The organism is Terriglobus roseus (assembly GCF_900105625.1).
Lineage (GTDB): Bacteria > Acidobacteriota > Terriglobia > Terriglobales > Acidobacteriaceae > Terriglobus > Terriglobus roseus_B.
In genome coordinates this window covers 18,332-32,862 of the sequence record NZ_FNSD01000002.1, presented here as the reverse complement: position 1 = coordinate 32,862, position 14,531 = coordinate 18,332, and the positions used below count along the sequence as shown (strand labels likewise).

General features: G+C 56.7%; 17 protein-coding genes and 2 pseudogenes. 6 read left to right on the top strand and 13 right to left on the bottom strand.

Going from position 1 to position 14,531, the window contains the following annotated elements; all coding sequences use genetic code 11:
• Positions 1–335: 335 nt before the first annotated feature.
• From BLW03_RS19870 to BLW03_RS21090, 4 genes and pseudogenes are all read right to left on the bottom strand, one after another.
• Complete coding sequence (locus BLW03_RS19870; protein WP_212733257.1) at positions 336–1,031, bottom strand: VIT1/CCC1 transporter family protein; 696 nt, start codon at positions 1,029–1,031, stop codon at positions 336–338.
• Positions 1,032–1,073: 42 nt separating this feature from the next.
• A complete protein-coding gene (locus BLW03_RS19865; protein WP_074656208.1) occupies positions 1,074–1,442 on the bottom strand; it encodes a sulfite exporter TauE/SafE family protein in 369 nt (122 codons plus the stop codon).
• On the bottom strand, positions 1,439–1,666 hold the full coding sequence (locus BLW03_RS21095) for a YgaP family membrane protein (RefSeq protein WP_244502228.1): 228 nt from the start codon (positions 1,664–1,666) through the stop codon (positions 1,439–1,441). Before BLW03_RS21095 ends, BLW03_RS19865 begins: the two co-directional genes overlap by 4 nt.
• Positions 1,667–1,693: 27 nt before the next feature.
• Positions 1,694–1,915: pseudogene (locus BLW03_RS21090) on the bottom strand (rhodanese-like domain-containing protein); the annotation flags it as partial.
• A gap of 66 nt (positions 1,916–1,981) precedes the next feature.
• On the opposite strand from BLW03_RS21090, the gene BLW03_RS19855 reads away from it, so the two are divergent.
• The 5 genes from BLW03_RS19855 (at position 1,982) to BLW03_RS19835 (ending at position 6,311) form a co-directional block, all read left to right on the top strand.
• Positions 1,982–2,320, top strand: a complete 339-nt coding sequence (locus BLW03_RS19855) for an ArsR/SmtB family transcription factor (RefSeq protein WP_139285299.1) — start codon at positions 1,982–1,984, stop codon at positions 2,318–2,320.
• Positions 2,317–3,702: an MBL fold metallo-hydrolase gene (locus BLW03_RS19850; RefSeq protein WP_074656205.1), complete on the top strand. Its 1,386-nt coding sequence runs from the start codon at positions 2,317–2,319 to the stop codon at positions 3,700–3,702. Before BLW03_RS19855 ends, BLW03_RS19850 begins: the two co-directional genes overlap by 4 nt.
• A 105-nt stretch (positions 3,703–3,807) precedes the next feature.
• The gene (locus BLW03_RS19845) at positions 3,808–4,731 is read left to right on the top strand and encodes a YeiH family protein (RefSeq protein WP_139285298.1); all 924 of its coding nucleotides are present in this window, start codon (positions 3,808–3,810) and stop codon (positions 4,729–4,731) included.
• Positions 4,732–4,824: 93 nt separating this feature from the next.
• Positions 4,825–5,778: a LysR family transcriptional regulator gene (locus BLW03_RS19840; RefSeq protein WP_074656245.1), complete on the top strand. Its 954-nt coding sequence runs from the start codon at positions 4,825–4,827 to the stop codon at positions 5,776–5,778.
• Positions 5,775–6,311, top strand: coding sequence for a phosphate-starvation-inducible PsiE family protein (locus BLW03_RS19835; protein ID WP_074656203.1), 537 nt, complete (start codon positions 5,775–5,777; stop codon positions 6,309–6,311). The genes BLW03_RS19840 and BLW03_RS19835 overlap by 4 nt, the downstream gene beginning before the upstream one ends.
• A 16-nt stretch (positions 6,312–6,327) precedes the next feature.
• On the opposite strand, the gene BLW03_RS19830 is transcribed toward BLW03_RS19835, so the two are convergent.
• From BLW03_RS19830 to BLW03_RS19800, 7 genes are all read right to left on the bottom strand, one after another.
• Complete coding sequence (locus BLW03_RS19830; RefSeq protein ID WP_074656202.1) at positions 6,328–7,086, bottom strand: DUF2490 domain-containing protein; 759 nt, start codon at positions 7,084–7,086, stop codon at positions 6,328–6,330.
• Positions 7,083–7,247, bottom strand: a complete 165-nt coding sequence (locus tag BLW03_RS20750) for a hypothetical protein (protein WP_170835115.1) — start codon at positions 7,245–7,247, stop codon at positions 7,083–7,085. The genes BLW03_RS19830 and BLW03_RS20750 overlap by 4 nt, the downstream gene beginning before the upstream one ends.
• Complete coding sequence (locus tag BLW03_RS20745; protein ID WP_083350771.1) at positions 7,244–9,949, bottom strand: cbb3-type cytochrome c oxidase subunit I; 2,706 nt, start codon at positions 9,947–9,949, stop codon at positions 7,244–7,246. The genes BLW03_RS20750 and BLW03_RS20745 overlap by 4 nt, the downstream gene beginning before the upstream one ends.
• Positions 9,950–9,979: 30 nt before the next feature.
• Positions 9,980–10,408 (bottom strand): hypothetical protein, encoded by a 429-nt coding sequence (locus BLW03_RS19815; RefSeq protein WP_139285297.1) that lies wholly within the window; start codon positions 10,406–10,408, stop codon positions 9,980–9,982.
• Complete coding sequence (locus BLW03_RS19810) at positions 10,408–11,652, bottom strand: molybdopterin-dependent oxidoreductase (protein WP_074656201.1); 1,245 nt, start codon at positions 11,650–11,652, stop codon at positions 10,408–10,410. Before BLW03_RS19810 ends, BLW03_RS19815 begins: the two co-directional genes overlap by 1 nt.
• Before the next feature lie 84 nt (positions 11,653–11,736).
• Entirely contained in the window at positions 11,737–12,141 is a 405-nt protein-coding gene (locus BLW03_RS19805; protein ID WP_074656200.1) for a nuclear transport factor 2 family protein, read from the bottom strand.
• Between the two features lie 27 nt (positions 12,142–12,168).
• A complete protein-coding gene (locus BLW03_RS19800; RefSeq protein WP_074656199.1) occupies positions 12,169–12,393 on the bottom strand; it encodes a hypothetical protein in 225 nt (74 codons plus the stop codon).
• 180 nt (positions 12,394–12,573) lie between these two features.
• Between BLW03_RS19800 and BLW03_RS19795 the strand changes: the two genes are divergently transcribed.
• Entirely contained in the window at positions 12,574–13,281 is a 708-nt protein-coding gene (locus tag BLW03_RS19795; RefSeq protein ID WP_074656198.1) for an LVIVD repeat-containing protein, read from the top strand.
• A 17-nt stretch (positions 13,282–13,298) separates the two neighbouring features.
• On the opposite strand, the gene BLW03_RS19790 is transcribed toward BLW03_RS19795, so the two are convergent.
• On the bottom strand, positions 13,299–13,700 hold the full coding sequence (locus tag BLW03_RS19790; RefSeq protein ID WP_244502225.1) for an arsenate-mycothiol transferase ArsC: 402 nt from the start codon (positions 13,698–13,700) through the stop codon (positions 13,299–13,301).
• 16 nt (positions 13,701–13,716) lie between these two features.
• Positions 13,717–14,511, bottom strand: a pseudogene (gene arsM, locus BLW03_RS19785) (arsenite methyltransferase); the annotation flags it as partial.
• Positions 14,512–14,531: the final 20 nt, after the last annotated feature.

Sequence of the window (14,531 nt, the reverse complement as noted above, 5' to 3'; positions counted from 1 at the left end):
TTCAGCGATTTGCCCGTCGGAGAGGCGTGCATCGTAGATTGACCGGGGTTCTATAGTTCGAGAGGTCAGCGTCGCGATGCAGACGATCAAGAGCAACGGAAGTACGAACGAGCGGTCACGGGCCGCCGATAGGCACCGATTCCAAGAGAAATCCATGAAGCCGTGGCAAGATGCATGGCCGCCTCCTAGCCTTCGGATTCCTCACCTCATCGATTCGTCGCACTCAGTCCTACAGACGGCCCGAGTGAAGGTCAGGTCGAGAGGATCATCGTGGGATCGTGCGAGTTCTATCCCATGGTATTCGCCTGACACTGATTTTTTTGTTATGAGCGTAGTCAGATACCTCTGTTTCCTATCAAAGCGCCGATGCCGGCGGTTACTGCCATAGCGAACGCTCCCCAGAAAGTGACTCGCACTACGCCCTTCCAAATGGAAGCTCCTCCAACGTATGCGGCTAGTCCACCTAGGACGGCCAGGGTGAGTAGTGAGCCGATCACGATCAAGGGTGTGGCGTGCAAGACGGGTGCAAGAAGTGCGAGACAGAGCGGAAGTGCCGCACCTACAGTGAAGCTCGCTGCCGAAGCGAGTGCAGCTTGTACCGGCCGCGCGTTGCTCTCATCGGTTATCCCCAGCTCATCGCGCATATGAGCGGCGAGAGCATCGTGGCGCATAAGCTCTTGCGCAACCTGCGTGGCCAAATCAGCGCTTAGGCCCCGCCGCACGTAGATTTGAGATAACTCCGCCTGCTCACCGATTGGGTCTTCAGCAAGCTCTGATCGCTCGCGTTCGAGTTCCGCGGCTTCGGTGTCGGCTTGAGAATGAACGGAAACGTACTCTCCGGCCGCCATAGACATGGCACCAGCAGTAAGGCCAGCAACTCCAGAAAGAAGGATGCTGCCACGCGAAGCCTGCGCACTTGTGACTCCAAGCATAATGCTTGAAACGGAGATTACACCGTCATTTGCACCAAGGACGGCAGCACGTAGCCATCCAATTCTGTCTTGCTTGTGGTGTTCACGGTGTCTTCGCATTGTTCGTGTTCCTTTCATATTGGCTTCTGATCTGAGAATCCCTTACTGGCCAAATGCCAGTTTTGCGGCAAGCAATACCAGAAGAACAACAAAGCCTCTTCGAAGTACGATGTCAGGCAGGTGCTGGGCCCAGGCTCCTCCGAACCAACCTCCAATAGCAAAGCCAACGCCGATGAGCATCGCCAGTTTTACGTCGACATGTCCAGCTTTGTAATAGGTCAAGAACGCGAAGATGCCGATGGGCAAGAGAATAGTAGCAACTGACGTGCCTTGCGCCCGCTTTTGAGACATCCCGTAGAAAAAGGTTAGAGCTGGAATCAGGAACGCCCCGCCTCCAATGCCGATCAGACCAGAGATGGCACCGATCACCACACCGATAAGCAGACCTCCCAACATTGCCAAGGGAGTCATGCGGTGATCTTCTTCGGCTGGTTCCAGGGCATCCGCCCCAGTACCGAAGCCATCATGCAGGTGTTGCTGACGCCAGCGAAGATCAACCCCACTCCTACCAGTCCGGCTGCTGCGAAGAAATACTTCCACACGAGCGAGCCGAGCAGCACGAAGAGCAATACCAGGGAGCCCGCGACGACCCGCACCTGCCGCTCCATGGCCCAGGGCTTGTGTTGTGCGGTCAAGATGGAGCGCCCCGAGTGCTTCCAGGCTTCAATGCCTCCGTCGAGAATTTCAACGGAGAGAAATCCCTTCGCGCCGAGAAGCTGCTTTGCTTGCGTCGCGCGCCTACCACTTCGGCAGACGAGTTTTAGGGGCTGCGAACGGTCCCATGCCTCGCACGTGACTGTCAGCTTTCCGAGGGGGACGAGCTCTGAACCTTCGATATGTTCTGCTGCATACTCTGGGTATTCTCGAACATCAATCAGTCTCATCTGCCTAACCTCAATGGTGACTATATGACCGTATGGTAATATAGTCAAATGAAGACCACGCATGGCATGAGTGAGAAGATGCTGGACCTGGTTGCCCGCCGCTTCCGGATGCTGGGCGAGCCCTACCGTTTACGAATCCTGCAAGAACTTGAGGTGGGAGAACGTTCTGTCGGCGAATTGGTTGCCGCGCTGGACGGAAATCAATCGAATGTCTCGAAGCACCTGCAGGTTCTGTATGACGCGGGTTTGGTTGGCCGCAGGCGTGACGGAAACTCGATCCTCTATGGCATCAGCGATCCCATGGTGTTTAAGCTCTGCGCCTTGGTTTGTCAGAGTGAGGCAGATAAGAAGCGCCGCGATTTTGAAGAGCTGGGTAAGCCCGTAGCTGCAAGGAGCAAACGATGAACGTGAAGCAATTCGAAATCCCAGGCTTATCTCAATACGCCTACGTGATCTCGTCCGAAGGCGAAGCCATCGTCATTGACCCCATACGTGACTACAACCGCTACCTTGAGTACGCCGAAAAGCAAGGGCTAACCATCAGGTATGTAACCGAGACCCACATCCACGCCGACTTCGCATCAGGAGCCGCCGCGTTGGCAACAGCTACGGGCGCGGAACTTGTCTTGAGTGGACACGATGAGGGAGAGCTATACCGCTATGCCATGCCGCACCGTACGCTCCGCGATGGTGAGGAACTGTCGCTTGGCAAGATCAAGGTAAGAGCGATACATACTCCAGGGCACACCCCGGAGCATCTTTCCTTCCTTCTGCTTGGTGAAGGCACAGATACGTTCGAACCGACGGCACTTTTTTCGGGTGACTTCCTCTTTGCCGGTTCTCTAGGAAGACCGGATCTTCTGGGGGGTGGAGAAACACAGCGACTCGCAAGGGAGCTATATCGGAGTGTGCATGAGCGGATCGCAATGCTGCCTGACGAAGTCCGTGTTTGTCCAGGTCACGGTGCGGGGTCGCTCTGTGGCTCTGGCATGAGCGATCAGACGGAATCGACTCTGGGTGAGGAACGAAGGACGCAGCATCTCTTCAGACTCGATGAAAATGAGTTTGTCCGTGAGATTCTGGCAAGCGCTCCTCCACTGCCAACCTACTACCCACGGATGAAGGCACTCAACTCTTCCGGAGCGGTCGACGTTCACGAAGTTGCATCACCGAAGCCGTTGTCACCAGGCCAGTTCAATCTCCACATGAAGAATGGTCATGTCACGCTGCTCGATCTTCGTAGACCTGAGGCGTTCGGTGGCGCGCATATACCAAATGCCATCAACATTGGAGCCGGACAGAATTTGTCACTCTGGGCTGGTTGGTTGCTGGACCCCGAGACCCAGATTTTGCTGATCGGAGACTCTGGAACTATCGAAGAAGCTCGCCTTTCTCTCTTGAGGGTTGGCCTCGATTGTGTTGAGGGATATCTTGCGAAGGGCTTTCCAACCTGGATCGAATCCGGCCTTCCTATCGCTCGCACGAGGCAGCTTTCGACGCAGGAAATGCACGATCGTGCGAGTAGCGTGGAAGTTGTGGATGTACGGAGCGATCAGGAGTGGAAAGCAGGCCACATCGCAGGAGCGAAGCACATCATGCTGGGCGATCTCACCAAGCGCCTTCAAGAACTGCAGAGCAGTCTCCCACTCTACGTCGCGTGCGGCTCGGGTTACAGGTCGAACATCGCAGCAAGCTTGTTGCAACAGGCTGGCTTTACCGATGTCAGCAGTATGGCAGGTGGCATGATGGCCTGGAATGCCCAACACCTTCCCCTGGGAGATGTTTGAGGCACATGACCCCATCTCTCACCGATAAGTTCACCTTATTGACCAGAAGAACTTGATCTTGGACTGCGCCTCTCCACAGAGCCACACTTCATATGGAGAGAAAACGTGGATTCCAAGAAGATTTTCTTTGTCGGTGTGATCATCGCTGCCAGTGGCCTGGTGTCGCCGCCGCTGGCTCTTTTGGCGGGCATCGTGTTCGGCTTTTCCGTGGCGCATCCCTATCGGGCTGAAAGCCACTCGCTCGCGAAGTTCCTGCTTCAGGCCTCGGTCATTGGCCTTGGCTTTGGGATGAATCTGCATGAGGTGATTCACGCCGGCCGGTCCGGTTTTGTGTACACAGCCATCAGCATTACCTTCGCCATTGCTCTGGGCTTGTTGCTTGGCAAGTGGATGAAGATCGCCCCCAAGGCTTCCTTCCTCATCACCTGCGGGACTGCGATCTGCGGTGGGAGCGCCATTGCGGCACTCGCTCCCATCACAGATGCAAGCGAAGAAGACATGGCCGTCTCTCTCGGAACCGTGTTCACCCTCAATGCGGTGGCGTTGCTCGCGTTCCCCCTGATCGGCTGGTGGCTTCATTTCACGCAGGATCAATTCGGCCTGTGGGCCGCTCTGGCCATCCACGATACGAGTTCTGTTGTGGGGGCAGCAGCGAAGTATGGTCCCCAGGCTCTTGCGGTGGGAACAACGGTTAAGTTGGCGAGGGCGCTTTGGATCGTCCCCCTGTCGTTTGCGACGGCGATGTTCACGAAGAGCAAGGCGAAGGTTCAGTTCCCGTGGTTCATTCTTCTATTTCTGCTCGCGGCAGTTGCCAGCACGTACCTCCCATCATTCTCCAGCATGTATATGCCGCTCAACCATCTGGGCAAGATCGGCCTGACAGTAACGCTGTTTCTTATCGGCACGGGGCTCTCCAGGGAGACCTTCCGCCAGGTCGGGGTGCGCCCAATGGTCCAAGGAGTCGTGCTTTGGGTGGTTGTTGCAACCCTCTCCCTGCTGGCAATACGAAGCCACCTCATCGGGATTTAGAAAGCGACGGGCGATAGACTTATGAAGGAATCAGACAGGTTCGTTGCTAAAACTTCCAATGCTTCGTGCAACACGCCGAAGGAGCGTCATGCGATGGAAAACTTTCGTCTTAAGGTGTTCCGGACTGTTGCGCAAAGCCTGAACTTTCGAAAGGCATCGGAGGCGCTCTTCATCTCGCAACCGGCGGTGACTCAGCAGATCAAGGCGCTTGAAGATGAGATCGGCACACCTGTCTTCGATCGCACCAAAGGAAAGGTCACACTCACCGAAGCAGGTACAGCACTGCTTGGCTTCGCCGAACGCCTGAAGTCTCTTGCGGATGAAGCAGCGCAGACAGTTGCTGAGATCTCTGGGCAACACCGCGACGAGCTTCGCGTTGGAGCCTCTCAGACCATCGGGCAATATCTTCTGCCGAACCTCTTGGCAGGTTTTCTGAAGTCGCACGGCAACGTCGCATTGTCTGGAGCTAGCGGCAACACGGATGAGGTGTTACAGGAGCTAGCGGATCATAAGATCGATCTTGCTTTGATTGAAGGTCCAAGTTCGCGCGGCGATGTGAAGAGCGAGCCATTCATGGAAGACCACATGGTGCTCGTTGTCCCGCCAGACCACGAGTGGGCGGACAGCGAGGTCGATGTTGCCATGCTACGAGAGATGCCATTGATTACACGCGAACTTGGTTCCGGTTCACGACGCGTCGTCGAGAATGCGTTGACAGAGGCTGGGATACGCGTACAGAGCATTCATATCGCATTGACCCTCGACTCGACCGAGGGCTTGCTGAGTGCTGTTGAAGCTGGACTTGGCGTGGCGTTCGTATCGCGCTGGGCCGTGAGGAACCAGCTTTCGCTGGGTACATTGAAGCTTGCACGAGTCAAAGGCGTCAAACTGTCTCGTGTGTTCTCCGTGGCCTATCGCATCGGCCCAGTGCCGGTCGGTAGCGCAGGAGCCTTCCACCGCTTCCTGCTCCAAAACGCCTACGACGTTGTGCCTCGCACTACCGGAAAGGCATCCGAGAAGACAGCGCGAAAGAGGATCACGAAATGACGAGGACGCCCCCAACCCGTCCTTCGGAAGACAATTTGCGCGTCTGGTGCTGCGGCTATCTGTCGGTTGCCGAAGTCGCAATCTACGTCATCCTGGGCGTACTGCTTTGTGCGGCGGCTGCGGTCGGCATCGCCGGTGCCGTGCATCTTCTGTGGGTTTCTATCAAAGACTGGACCGGAACGAAGGCCGTCTTCGAACTCATCGACCGATTGCTCTTTGTCCTCATGCTGGTCGAGATTCTCCATACTGTCCGTATCTCGATCAAGTCCCACATGCTGGTCGTAGAGCCGTTCCTGATTGTGGGGCTCATTGCCATCGTGCGGCGTCTTTTAGTGCTGACGTTGCAGGCAGAAGCGCTCACCTCGAACAATTCCGGCGCACAGAACGGGGCCATGTTCCACTCCGCGATGATCGAGATGGGCGTGCTAGGAGGTCTCGTGGCTGTGCTCGTCACAGCGATTTACGCCATGAGGCGAACACGACCGAAGGCAGCCGATGCGGAGTTGAAAGACATCGTCGCCGACACACAGTAGCCTGCCGGGTTCATCTCTACCGAAATAAATCCCGCAGGCTCTTGTCTGAACTGATGGTGAACTGAATCGAGTGATTTTGTTCGGCTACGATTCCATTGCTCAGCGGGCGGTACTGAAACATATAGCCAAATTCCAGGTTCGTTTTTTCGGCGATGCGCCAGCCCAGTCCGCCATACGTTCGATTCTGATTCAATACGGTGAGCTCATTCGTTGGAGCAATGCGGAACGCGACCTCGTCGTAGGCCTTGTAGAAGTCTGGCAGTGGCCCGTTCGACGCGCTGGCTTCAACCTTCGCTTCCAAGCGGTAGCGAACACGTTGCCGAAAGGAGTAGCGGATGTCAACGTGCTCCCGTCTGCTTCCTGCGAACGTGTTCTCCAGACGTGCCGATTGCTTCAGCTTGATCCGACCGAGCTTGTCGTCACGGTCGTATTGCGTGTAGACGGTGTGTCGCGGCTCGACGCCAAGAATCGTTGCACTGTTCGCAGGAGGTGAGTTGCGAACGTAGGTGTAGCCCACCGTGATGCGCTGAGATTCTGCGACCTTGCGAAAGAGGCCGGGACGAAGGAGCAGTTGTTGGCTGTTTGCGACAAACGGTGATCTGCGAAGCTGGCCCTCAAGGTGAAGCCCCCATTTGCCCTCACTGGGCTTCCTGGCAAAGGTGTGATCGCCAATGTAGGCGAACCATGCGCTTTGCATCACGCCGTCATTTGGGTAGCTCTGGGCGGCTAAGACTCCCGTAGGAAGCAAAAAGGCGAGAATGAGGATACGGCTCACCCTCGCTGATTCTCCTCAGCGTGTTTGCGATACATCTCTTCCTTTTCAAGCATGGTGTATTTGGGTGCTTCCACCCACTTCCGGAAAGATGGTCTCAATATCCACACCAGCACGAAGGCAAGAGCAAAGAGTGTCACGACGATAACGATAGCGTTGATCATGGATGGGCCATCTCCATTGGCTTGCCGTACATACTCTGGATGTACGGGATGAGACTCTCGATCTCCTGCTGCGTCAGACGTGACTTCCATGCTGGCATGGCGCTTCCAGAGATGCCATCATTCAGAACGATCCGAGCACGTTCCGTGGACGGCTGGCGAACTTGGAAGTTCACAGGAGAGGGTTTCAGAGCTCCTGCTGCGGGACCATCGCCACGTCCCGTTGCGCCATGGCAACTAACGCAGTTCGCGGCATACAGTTTTGCCGCTCCCGCCTGTTGATCTGGAGACAGCATTGGTGAAGCTGTTTTCGCTTCGAGCGAGCGGACATAGGTCGTCACGTCTTCCAGATCACTCTTTTCCAACTGTCTCCAGGTCGGCATGGCAGAGCCAGAGACACCGTCCCACAATACGGTAGCGAGGTGTGCCTCCGAGAAGTGCTCCATGTGCAGGTCGATGGCGCGTGGACGCAACGCGGCACCCGCGAGGCCTTTGCCGTCCGCATTGTCTCCGTGGCAGCCAGAGCAGTTATGGGCATACACATCATGTCCATGGGCCAGACGGTTGGGATCGGGCGACTGCGCCATCGCAAAGATCGGGGCAGCATCATCCAGGCCAAAGGCAGTGACGCGAGGGTGGGTGTCGGGAACACCTTGGGAGCCATAGCTGGAGCTCATCTCCATCGCCATGCCGTGGTCTACTTGTTGATCGCCAGACTCTCCTGCATTGTTGCGCTCACGGCCTAGCGATTGGAGGTAGGCGACGAGATCATAAGCGTCCGAGCCGGGCTTCGCTGCATCGCCGTGGAACATCCATGTGTAGCCGGGCATGATGGAATCAGGCACGGTGCTGCGCGGATTGTAGAGATGAGCGTATTGCCAGTCTTCGGTGCGGATGCCGTTTTCACGCGCGAGATCGGGACCGATTCGGCGGGTTCCCCAGAGCTGCGGATAATCATATTGGGTCTCCCACGCCGCCGTTGGCGCGCCGAAGCGCTGCACGTCGGAAAGAATGGTGCGCACCTGCTCCGTGTGGCAATAGGCGCATCCCTCACGACCATAAAGCTGTCGGCCATGTTCTTCCGACGCGGTGAGACGCTGCATGGACTTGGGTGCGGTGCGGTCGATCTCCGCTTGCAGGTTTCGTCCGGGGATGATCGCTAGCACAACGAAGGAGAGTGCAAAAAAGCCGAAGCCCGCAACGAACGCAACAACGAAGGCATGGCTAAGGATCGACGGCACACCATGATCGACTGCGTTCGGTTCATGGCTTTCATCCTGCAAGGGCTTCGCATCGGTGCGCGTCAAGTCGGCCGCTGGTTGCGCCGCGGGGTTCCGTGGACCGGTAACAAGCCCAACCCAAAAGAGGATGAAACCTGCGATGATCGGGAAGCCCGATAGGATACGCGTAAACCAATAGGGATACGCGGCTCGAACCGAGTCGATCCATGGAGCGCGGCTTACCCACATCTGCCCCTCAACCAGCCCTGCTGCAGTCAGGTCAACAACCATCAGGCCGAGGCCAATCGTAAGCAGCCAGAAGGCCCAATTCATCGCACGGCTGCTGTAGCGTACGCCCGGTGTGTTGCTCCAGACGTGGGCTAATGCACCCGCCGCGGTGAAGCTCGCAAAGCCGATCATCGCAAGATGCGAATGACCGATTACCCAGTCAGAAAAATGGATGAAACGGTTGATGGGCATGAATGCCTGCATTGAACCCTGCAGGCTGACGACGAGGTAGGCGACGACGCCGAACCAAGTAAAACGCAGCGCGACATTGCCACCAACCTTGTCACCAGAACCGCGCAGCGAGAGGAGCAGGTTCGTGACGACAAGGATCACGTCGAGACCGAGGTATGCAGAGGCGATGATCGCGCCTCGCTGAGCACTCATTGGAATGGCGGAATAGACGTAGTGGTGTGTGCCATTCAGCGGATAGATAAAGAACAGCAGCCAGAAGCCCAGCATCGAGATGAAGTGGCTATAGATAGGGCGCCTGGTTGTGGCCGGGATGACGTAGTAGGCCATCGCGACGGCAAGCGGAGTGACGAAGAGACCCACAGCATCATGAATCCAGAGACCGCTGAAGGCAGCTCCCTTCGCTCCGGGCACAAGCTCTGGGACGATGTTGCCGATGGTATAGGCGAATGTTGTGAAGACGAGGCCACCGATGATGTACCAGCCGGAGACATAGAGTTCTCCCGCAGGCACCCGGAAGAATGGCTTCACAAACTGGTACAGCAACAGGCAGAAGGAGAGGATGACAAAGACATCCACGATGAGCGGGAATTCCGCCCACTCCAAAGGCTGACTGAAGCCGAGACATACCAGTACCCATCCTGGCAGTACTACTACGAAGTTCCAGACCCAAAAGATGGTCCATCCCAGCTTGCGGCTGGTTACGGGCCTGCTCGTCAACCGAGGTACCACGTAATAGAGGAACGCGATGAAGGCGTTGCCCAGCCATCCGAAGAATATCCCCTGCGTGTGGTTGTACCGAAGACGTCCCCAAGTCTCCCACGCGTGACCGCCCATGAAGTTCGGAAAGTTGAACTTCGTCGCAACGAGTATGCCGAACAACGCCGAGATCACGACTGTGATCAGAGCTGCGTGTCCGTGCCAGCGGATCAGATCGTGTTCCGTGCGCGGCAGCGCAAGCGTTCTCTTGTTCAGGCGTGTGTCCGCCCCGTAGGTTGATTCCTTCATGCCATCCGTCCTTGCGTGGTGCTGGCCAAACTATTTTGTGTTCTGTGTCGGAGCTGCGGGCGGGTCTTCCTTGCCGTGCCAGGCCACCAGATAATCGACGATCGGCTTCTGCTCCTCAGGCGTAATGGGAGCACCGTACGCCTTGACCATCTTCGCGACCTCAGTCGTCCATGTCTTCCGCGGGAAGATCGGCTGGTTCAAGACGTAGCGTGGCGAATGGCAGATAACGCACTGGGTTACGAACTGTTCGCGGCCTGGGCCCGCCGGCATATCCGGCTGGTGATACTCCAACTGGATGTCCTTTACGGGTTGCAACTCGGTGAGCTGCGAGACAGGGATAGCCTTTGCTGCAGGCGCGGGCGGTAGCGAAGCCTCCCGACCAGAACGGCCCCAAAAGGCATAGCCGAGGATGAGCAGCGCAAAGATGCCGAGGATGCCGAGAACGCGAAAGGTCTGCATTACACCACCTCCACGGCAAGCGATTCGACGACACGGCGGCGATAGCCGCCATGGTTCCACTCATAGTCGGGCTGTGTCTCGCCATTTGCATTGGTCGCTCTGCATTTCAGCGTGGCCGTGCCCGTTTCTGTTGGCGTCCACCGAGCCTTCCAGCGTCTCCAGGAATACTTGTCGATGACAGCGTCAAGCTGGGCATCACCCCATGTCCTGCCACCATCCGTAGACACTTCCACGCGACGGATGCCTGCCCCGTCGTCCACAGCGATTCCCTCGACAATGCACGGAGAGCCTTTATGAAGCTTGCCGCCCGCTTCCGGCGAGACAAAGATCGCTCGTGTCGGATAGTTCGTTAGCGGAGTTGTCGTCTCTGTCGGATGCTTCGGGTCTTCGGTAAAGCCCGGTGTCACCGGAATGCGATAAGCAGTCTTCACCCAGAAATTGTCGAGCGGCTCCGTACGCAAAGTGATCTGAGAAAGCGCCTTCACCCAGTAGGTAGCAAACCAGCCCGGGACGACCAATCGGATCGGAAATCCGTTCAACATCGGCATGGGCGCGCCGTTCATCTCATATGCGATCATCGCGTCGCCCTGCAGTGCATGATCGATGGTGAGCGGCTTCTCGAAATGGGGAGAGCTTTGCAATGGCGGCTCATCCAACCCACGGAAGCTTGCTTCGACGGCGTTGCCCTGTACTCCAGCCATCTTCAACACATCGCGCAGGAGAACGCCCTTATAGTGGGCATTGCCCATCGCACCATTTGTCCACTCCGCGCCCGGAACCTGGGGACGAAAGAAGCTACGAGAGTTGCCAGCGCATTGGCTGAAGACCGTGGCACTGACGGGCTCAAACTTGGTAAGCAAATCCTGGAACGAAAGCTGCAACGGCGTCTTGACCGCTCCCATGAAATTGAGGCGGAAGGTGCGCAGGTCAACATGCGTGGGAAGCCCAGCGTAATGCCAGCGGACAAAGTAGGCGTCGTTCGGCGTCAGGTCCGTCTTGAAGTAATGCATGGGCGTTTCAAGCAACGGGGGCCGATCCGCGAGCATGATCAGGTCAGCCTTCTCGGGATACCGCGCCCACGGCCTCATATCTACCGGCCCTTGGCCAAGGTGGTCGGGCAGACCTGCCTCTGTGAACCGGCGGAAGAGCGAACCCGAGGAGCAGCCTGCCAGCGCAGTTGTTGCACCCGTCGCGAGCATCGCCTTCAGAAGCCGCCGTCGCGCTACCTGGATTTCTTCGTTCATCGGACTCCTCGACGCTACCTGCGAAGTTGCAATGTTACGTTGCCGTGAACGCTACCGGCCAATCATTCCTTCTTATGACTCGCCCTAGTCCATCTGCCCGCGAAACTTCTCGAGAGCGTAGGTATCGAGAAGGAGCTGGAAGAAACCAATCTTGCCGCCCTCAAAGCGGATCAGGATCGAGCAAGGCGACCTGAAGGTCCGGGGATGACGCTGGATGTGGATGGCGCCCGAAGCCATGAGTTCACATCCGTTTTCGAAATAGCGATGGATATTGAAGGTAGTCTTTCCGCACAGCCGCTGCACATCGGATGCCCAGGAAATGAATGCTCCGACGCCACTGCGCTCGGCTGTCAAATCAACGTCGCGTGCGCCAGGCACCTGCAACTGGACATCGTTCTCACAGAGAGCACGAATCGTCTCTTCATCTACCTCAGAGATGGCTTTCAAGAGTCGAAAGCAAACTGCATTTTGAGATTCTGCTTGCACCATGTTCAGCCTCCTTTTGTTCGATGCACTCTAGCGAACGGTATACACAGCGATGGCAACAACCGCAGCGACGAGAAACACTCCGATAAATCCCATCAAGCCGAATGCAATGCCATCGAAGTGACGCTGCACAATAGAACCGCACTGAGACGGATCGGCGATATGCTTCCCTTCCGCCTTCGCATCCTGCGCGAATGTGTGAGCGGTGGTCTGTAGATTCTTGCTGAGATCGTTCTCGAGTGTCTTGAGGTTCATGGTGGTACTCCTTTCGCGGAGTCGTTACCGCTAGAAACAGCTTCTGCCCTTATCAGTCACGAATCCAATCGCAAAACCTTATGGACGATAAGCTAAGTAGCCTTATCGAGCATCACTTTTTCTTCTTGGACTGGCCCCGACGACAAGGCGCACAGTCAGTGATGAAAGAGAGGTCCTTCAATGAACTTCATCGAAAAGAGCATTACCCGTTTCGGCATCGCAGCAGCGCTCGCTGCTCTGGCAGCACTTCCAGTACAGGCTCAAATTCAGTCGCACAACAAGGAGCTGGTCGTCGAGAGCCCCAACCGCTTGCCCGAGCAAGCACAGGCAGGTGGCAACTCGCTATTCCTTCACTCCGATGATGCTGGAAGCACCTTCCTCTACGTGGAACAACTCGATGGAAAGAGACTGGTAGTGTTCGACGTAACCGATCCCGCGCGTATCAAAGCGGTCTCGACACAGTCTCTCGAAGACCGGGGCGCGTTCGATTTCGTCAGACCGCTCGACGGTCGCGCTGAACTCGTACGATTCCGCCAGGGTGGGACCGTAGGAGTGCTTGACCTGCGCAAGAGCAAGATGCCGACCCTCCGCATGGTCAACGCGTTAATCAATCCCGGCCAGAGCCAGGCTCTCGGAGAATCGGGTTATCTCGGCATTGATGAGCCATACAACTATGTCCGCGCAGTGCCTCGTGACTACCAGGTCGTCGATATCTCAGTCCCATCTGAACCGGCGCTTCTAACGACCGTCAAAGCCGTCAAACACCACGTCACGAACAACGACACAGGCACAACCTTCCTGCTAGGTTCGGATGGTCTAACGGTGATTCGCCGCATGAGCGTGGAAGAAGACTACAAGACGCACCAGATGCAGATGCAGGGCAACTAAGCACTCCTTGAAGCGGGCTAGGCCAGAGCTCGCGAAGACACAAGGTCTTCCACTCTGGCCTTTACTTCATCCCGGATTCTTCGAACCTCTTGGAGGGGCAATCCCTTCGGATCGCGAAGTGGCCAGTCATCTCGACGAAGTCCAGGCACATAGCGGCATTTGTCCCCGCAGCCCATCGTAATCAGAAGCTGCGCATCCTTCGCCAGTTCCTCAGTCAGCTTCTGAGGTCGTGCAGTGCTGAGGTCGATGCCGACTTCCGACATGACTGCTTGCACCTCAGGATGCACGTGTTTGCCAGGTTCAGTTCCCGCCGATAGTCCAACTGCCTTGCGTGAATCTACGAGCTGATTGAAGAACGCAGCTGCCATCTGCGACCGTCCTGCATTGTGAACACAAGCAAAGATCACCTTGATCATCATCTCTCCTCTGTTGCGATCAGCAGCATCCCGGTGGGCAGCAAGGCGCGGTGGCCGTGCCCACACTTCCACCCGGCTTGAGTGCATAGACCTTCACACTTGCCGCAGCCGTGTTCACGTCGTATTGGCTGAGGAGTTCGGACAGTTCTGCGTGCAACGTTGGGTCTGAAGCCGCAGGCGAGCAACACGTGGTTTCATCCATGGCAGGCGAACAACACCCAGATTGATTCTCAACTTTGGCGTAGGCGTTAAGGTCGCTGCCGCTGTCGACGATCTCGACATGGCTAAAGCCAGCGTCGAGCAACCCTCTTCGGTAGTCCTCAATACGGATCGCTCCTGCGATGCACCCCACGTAGGCAGCCATGCTGCGCGCAACCGCTTCGGGTAGTTCACCCTTCAGAGCGATGTCGCTAGCAGCGAGGCGGCCACCCGGCTTCAAGATGCGTGCAATTTCTCGAAAGACCGCAGGCTTGTCAGGAGCGAGATTCAGCACGCAATTGGAAATCACGCAATCAACGGAGGCATCAGCCAGCGGGATGTTGTCGATCATCGCTAGATAGAACTCAACATTCGTGAAACCACCTGACACAGCGTTGGCCCGTGCGCGCTCAATCATAGCCGGAGTCATATCGATGCCGATGGCTCGACCTTCCGGCCCAACCTTCGTTGCAGCAAGGAAGACATCCAGCCCACCACCGGAACCAACATCCACGACGACTTCACCGTTCCGGAGATGAGCAGTTGCCGTCGGATTGCCGCAAGACAAGCCCATATTTGCCTCAGGCGGGATCGATGTCAGTTCTTCTGCCGAGTAGCCGAACGCTTCGGCAACTG

Excerpts from the sequence above, each read along its gene's own strand:
- BLW03_RS19870 (WP_212733257.1), bottom strand. The coding sequence starts at position 1,031 with ATGCGAAGACACCGTGAACACCACAAGCAAGACAGAATTGGATGGCTA.
- BLW03_RS19865 (WP_074656208.1), bottom strand. The coding sequence starts at position 1,442 with ATGACTCCCTTGGCAATGTTGGGAGGTCTGCTTATCGGTGTGGTGATC.
- BLW03_RS19855 (WP_139285299.1), top strand. The coding sequence starts at position 1,982 with ATGAGTGAGAAGATGCTGGACCTGGTTGCCCGCCGCTTCCGGATGCTG.
- BLW03_RS19850 (WP_074656205.1), top strand. The coding sequence starts at position 2,317 with ATGAACGTGAAGCAATTCGAAATCCCAGGCTTATCTCAATACGCCTAC.
- BLW03_RS19840 (WP_074656245.1), top strand. The coding sequence starts at position 4,825 with ATGGAAAACTTTCGTCTTAAGGTGTTCCGGACTGTTGCGCAAAGCCTG.
- BLW03_RS19835 (WP_074656203.1), top strand. The coding sequence starts at position 5,775 with ATGACGAGGACGCCCCCAACCCGTCCTTCGGAAGACAATTTGCGCGTC.
- BLW03_RS20750 (WP_170835115.1), bottom strand. The coding sequence starts at position 7,247 with ATGATCAACGCTATCGTTATCGTCGTGACACTCTTTGCTCTTGCCTTC.
- BLW03_RS20745 (WP_083350771.1), bottom strand. The coding sequence starts at position 9,949 with ATGAAGGAATCAACCTACGGGGCGGACACACGCCTGAACAAGAGAACG.
- BLW03_RS19815 (WP_139285297.1), bottom strand. The coding sequence starts at position 10,408 with ATGCAGACCTTTCGCGTTCTCGGCATCCTCGGCATCTTTGCGCTGCTC.
- BLW03_RS19810 (WP_074656201.1), bottom strand. The coding sequence starts at position 11,652 with ATGAACGAAGAAATCCAGGTAGCGCGACGGCGGCTTCTGAAGGCGATG.
- BLW03_RS19805 (WP_074656200.1), bottom strand. The coding sequence starts at position 12,141 with ATGGTGCAAGCAGAATCTCAAAATGCAGTTTGCTTTCGACTCTTGAAA.
- BLW03_RS19800 (WP_074656199.1), bottom strand. The coding sequence starts at position 12,393 with ATGAACCTCAAGACACTCGAGAACGATCTCAGCAAGAATCTACAGACC.
- BLW03_RS19795 (WP_074656198.1), top strand. The coding sequence starts at position 12,574 with ATGAACTTCATCGAAAAGAGCATTACCCGTTTCGGCATCGCAGCAGCG.
- BLW03_RS19790 (WP_244502225.1), bottom strand. The coding sequence starts at position 13,700 with ATGATGATCAAGGTGATCTTTGCTTGTGTTCACAATGCAGGACGGTCG.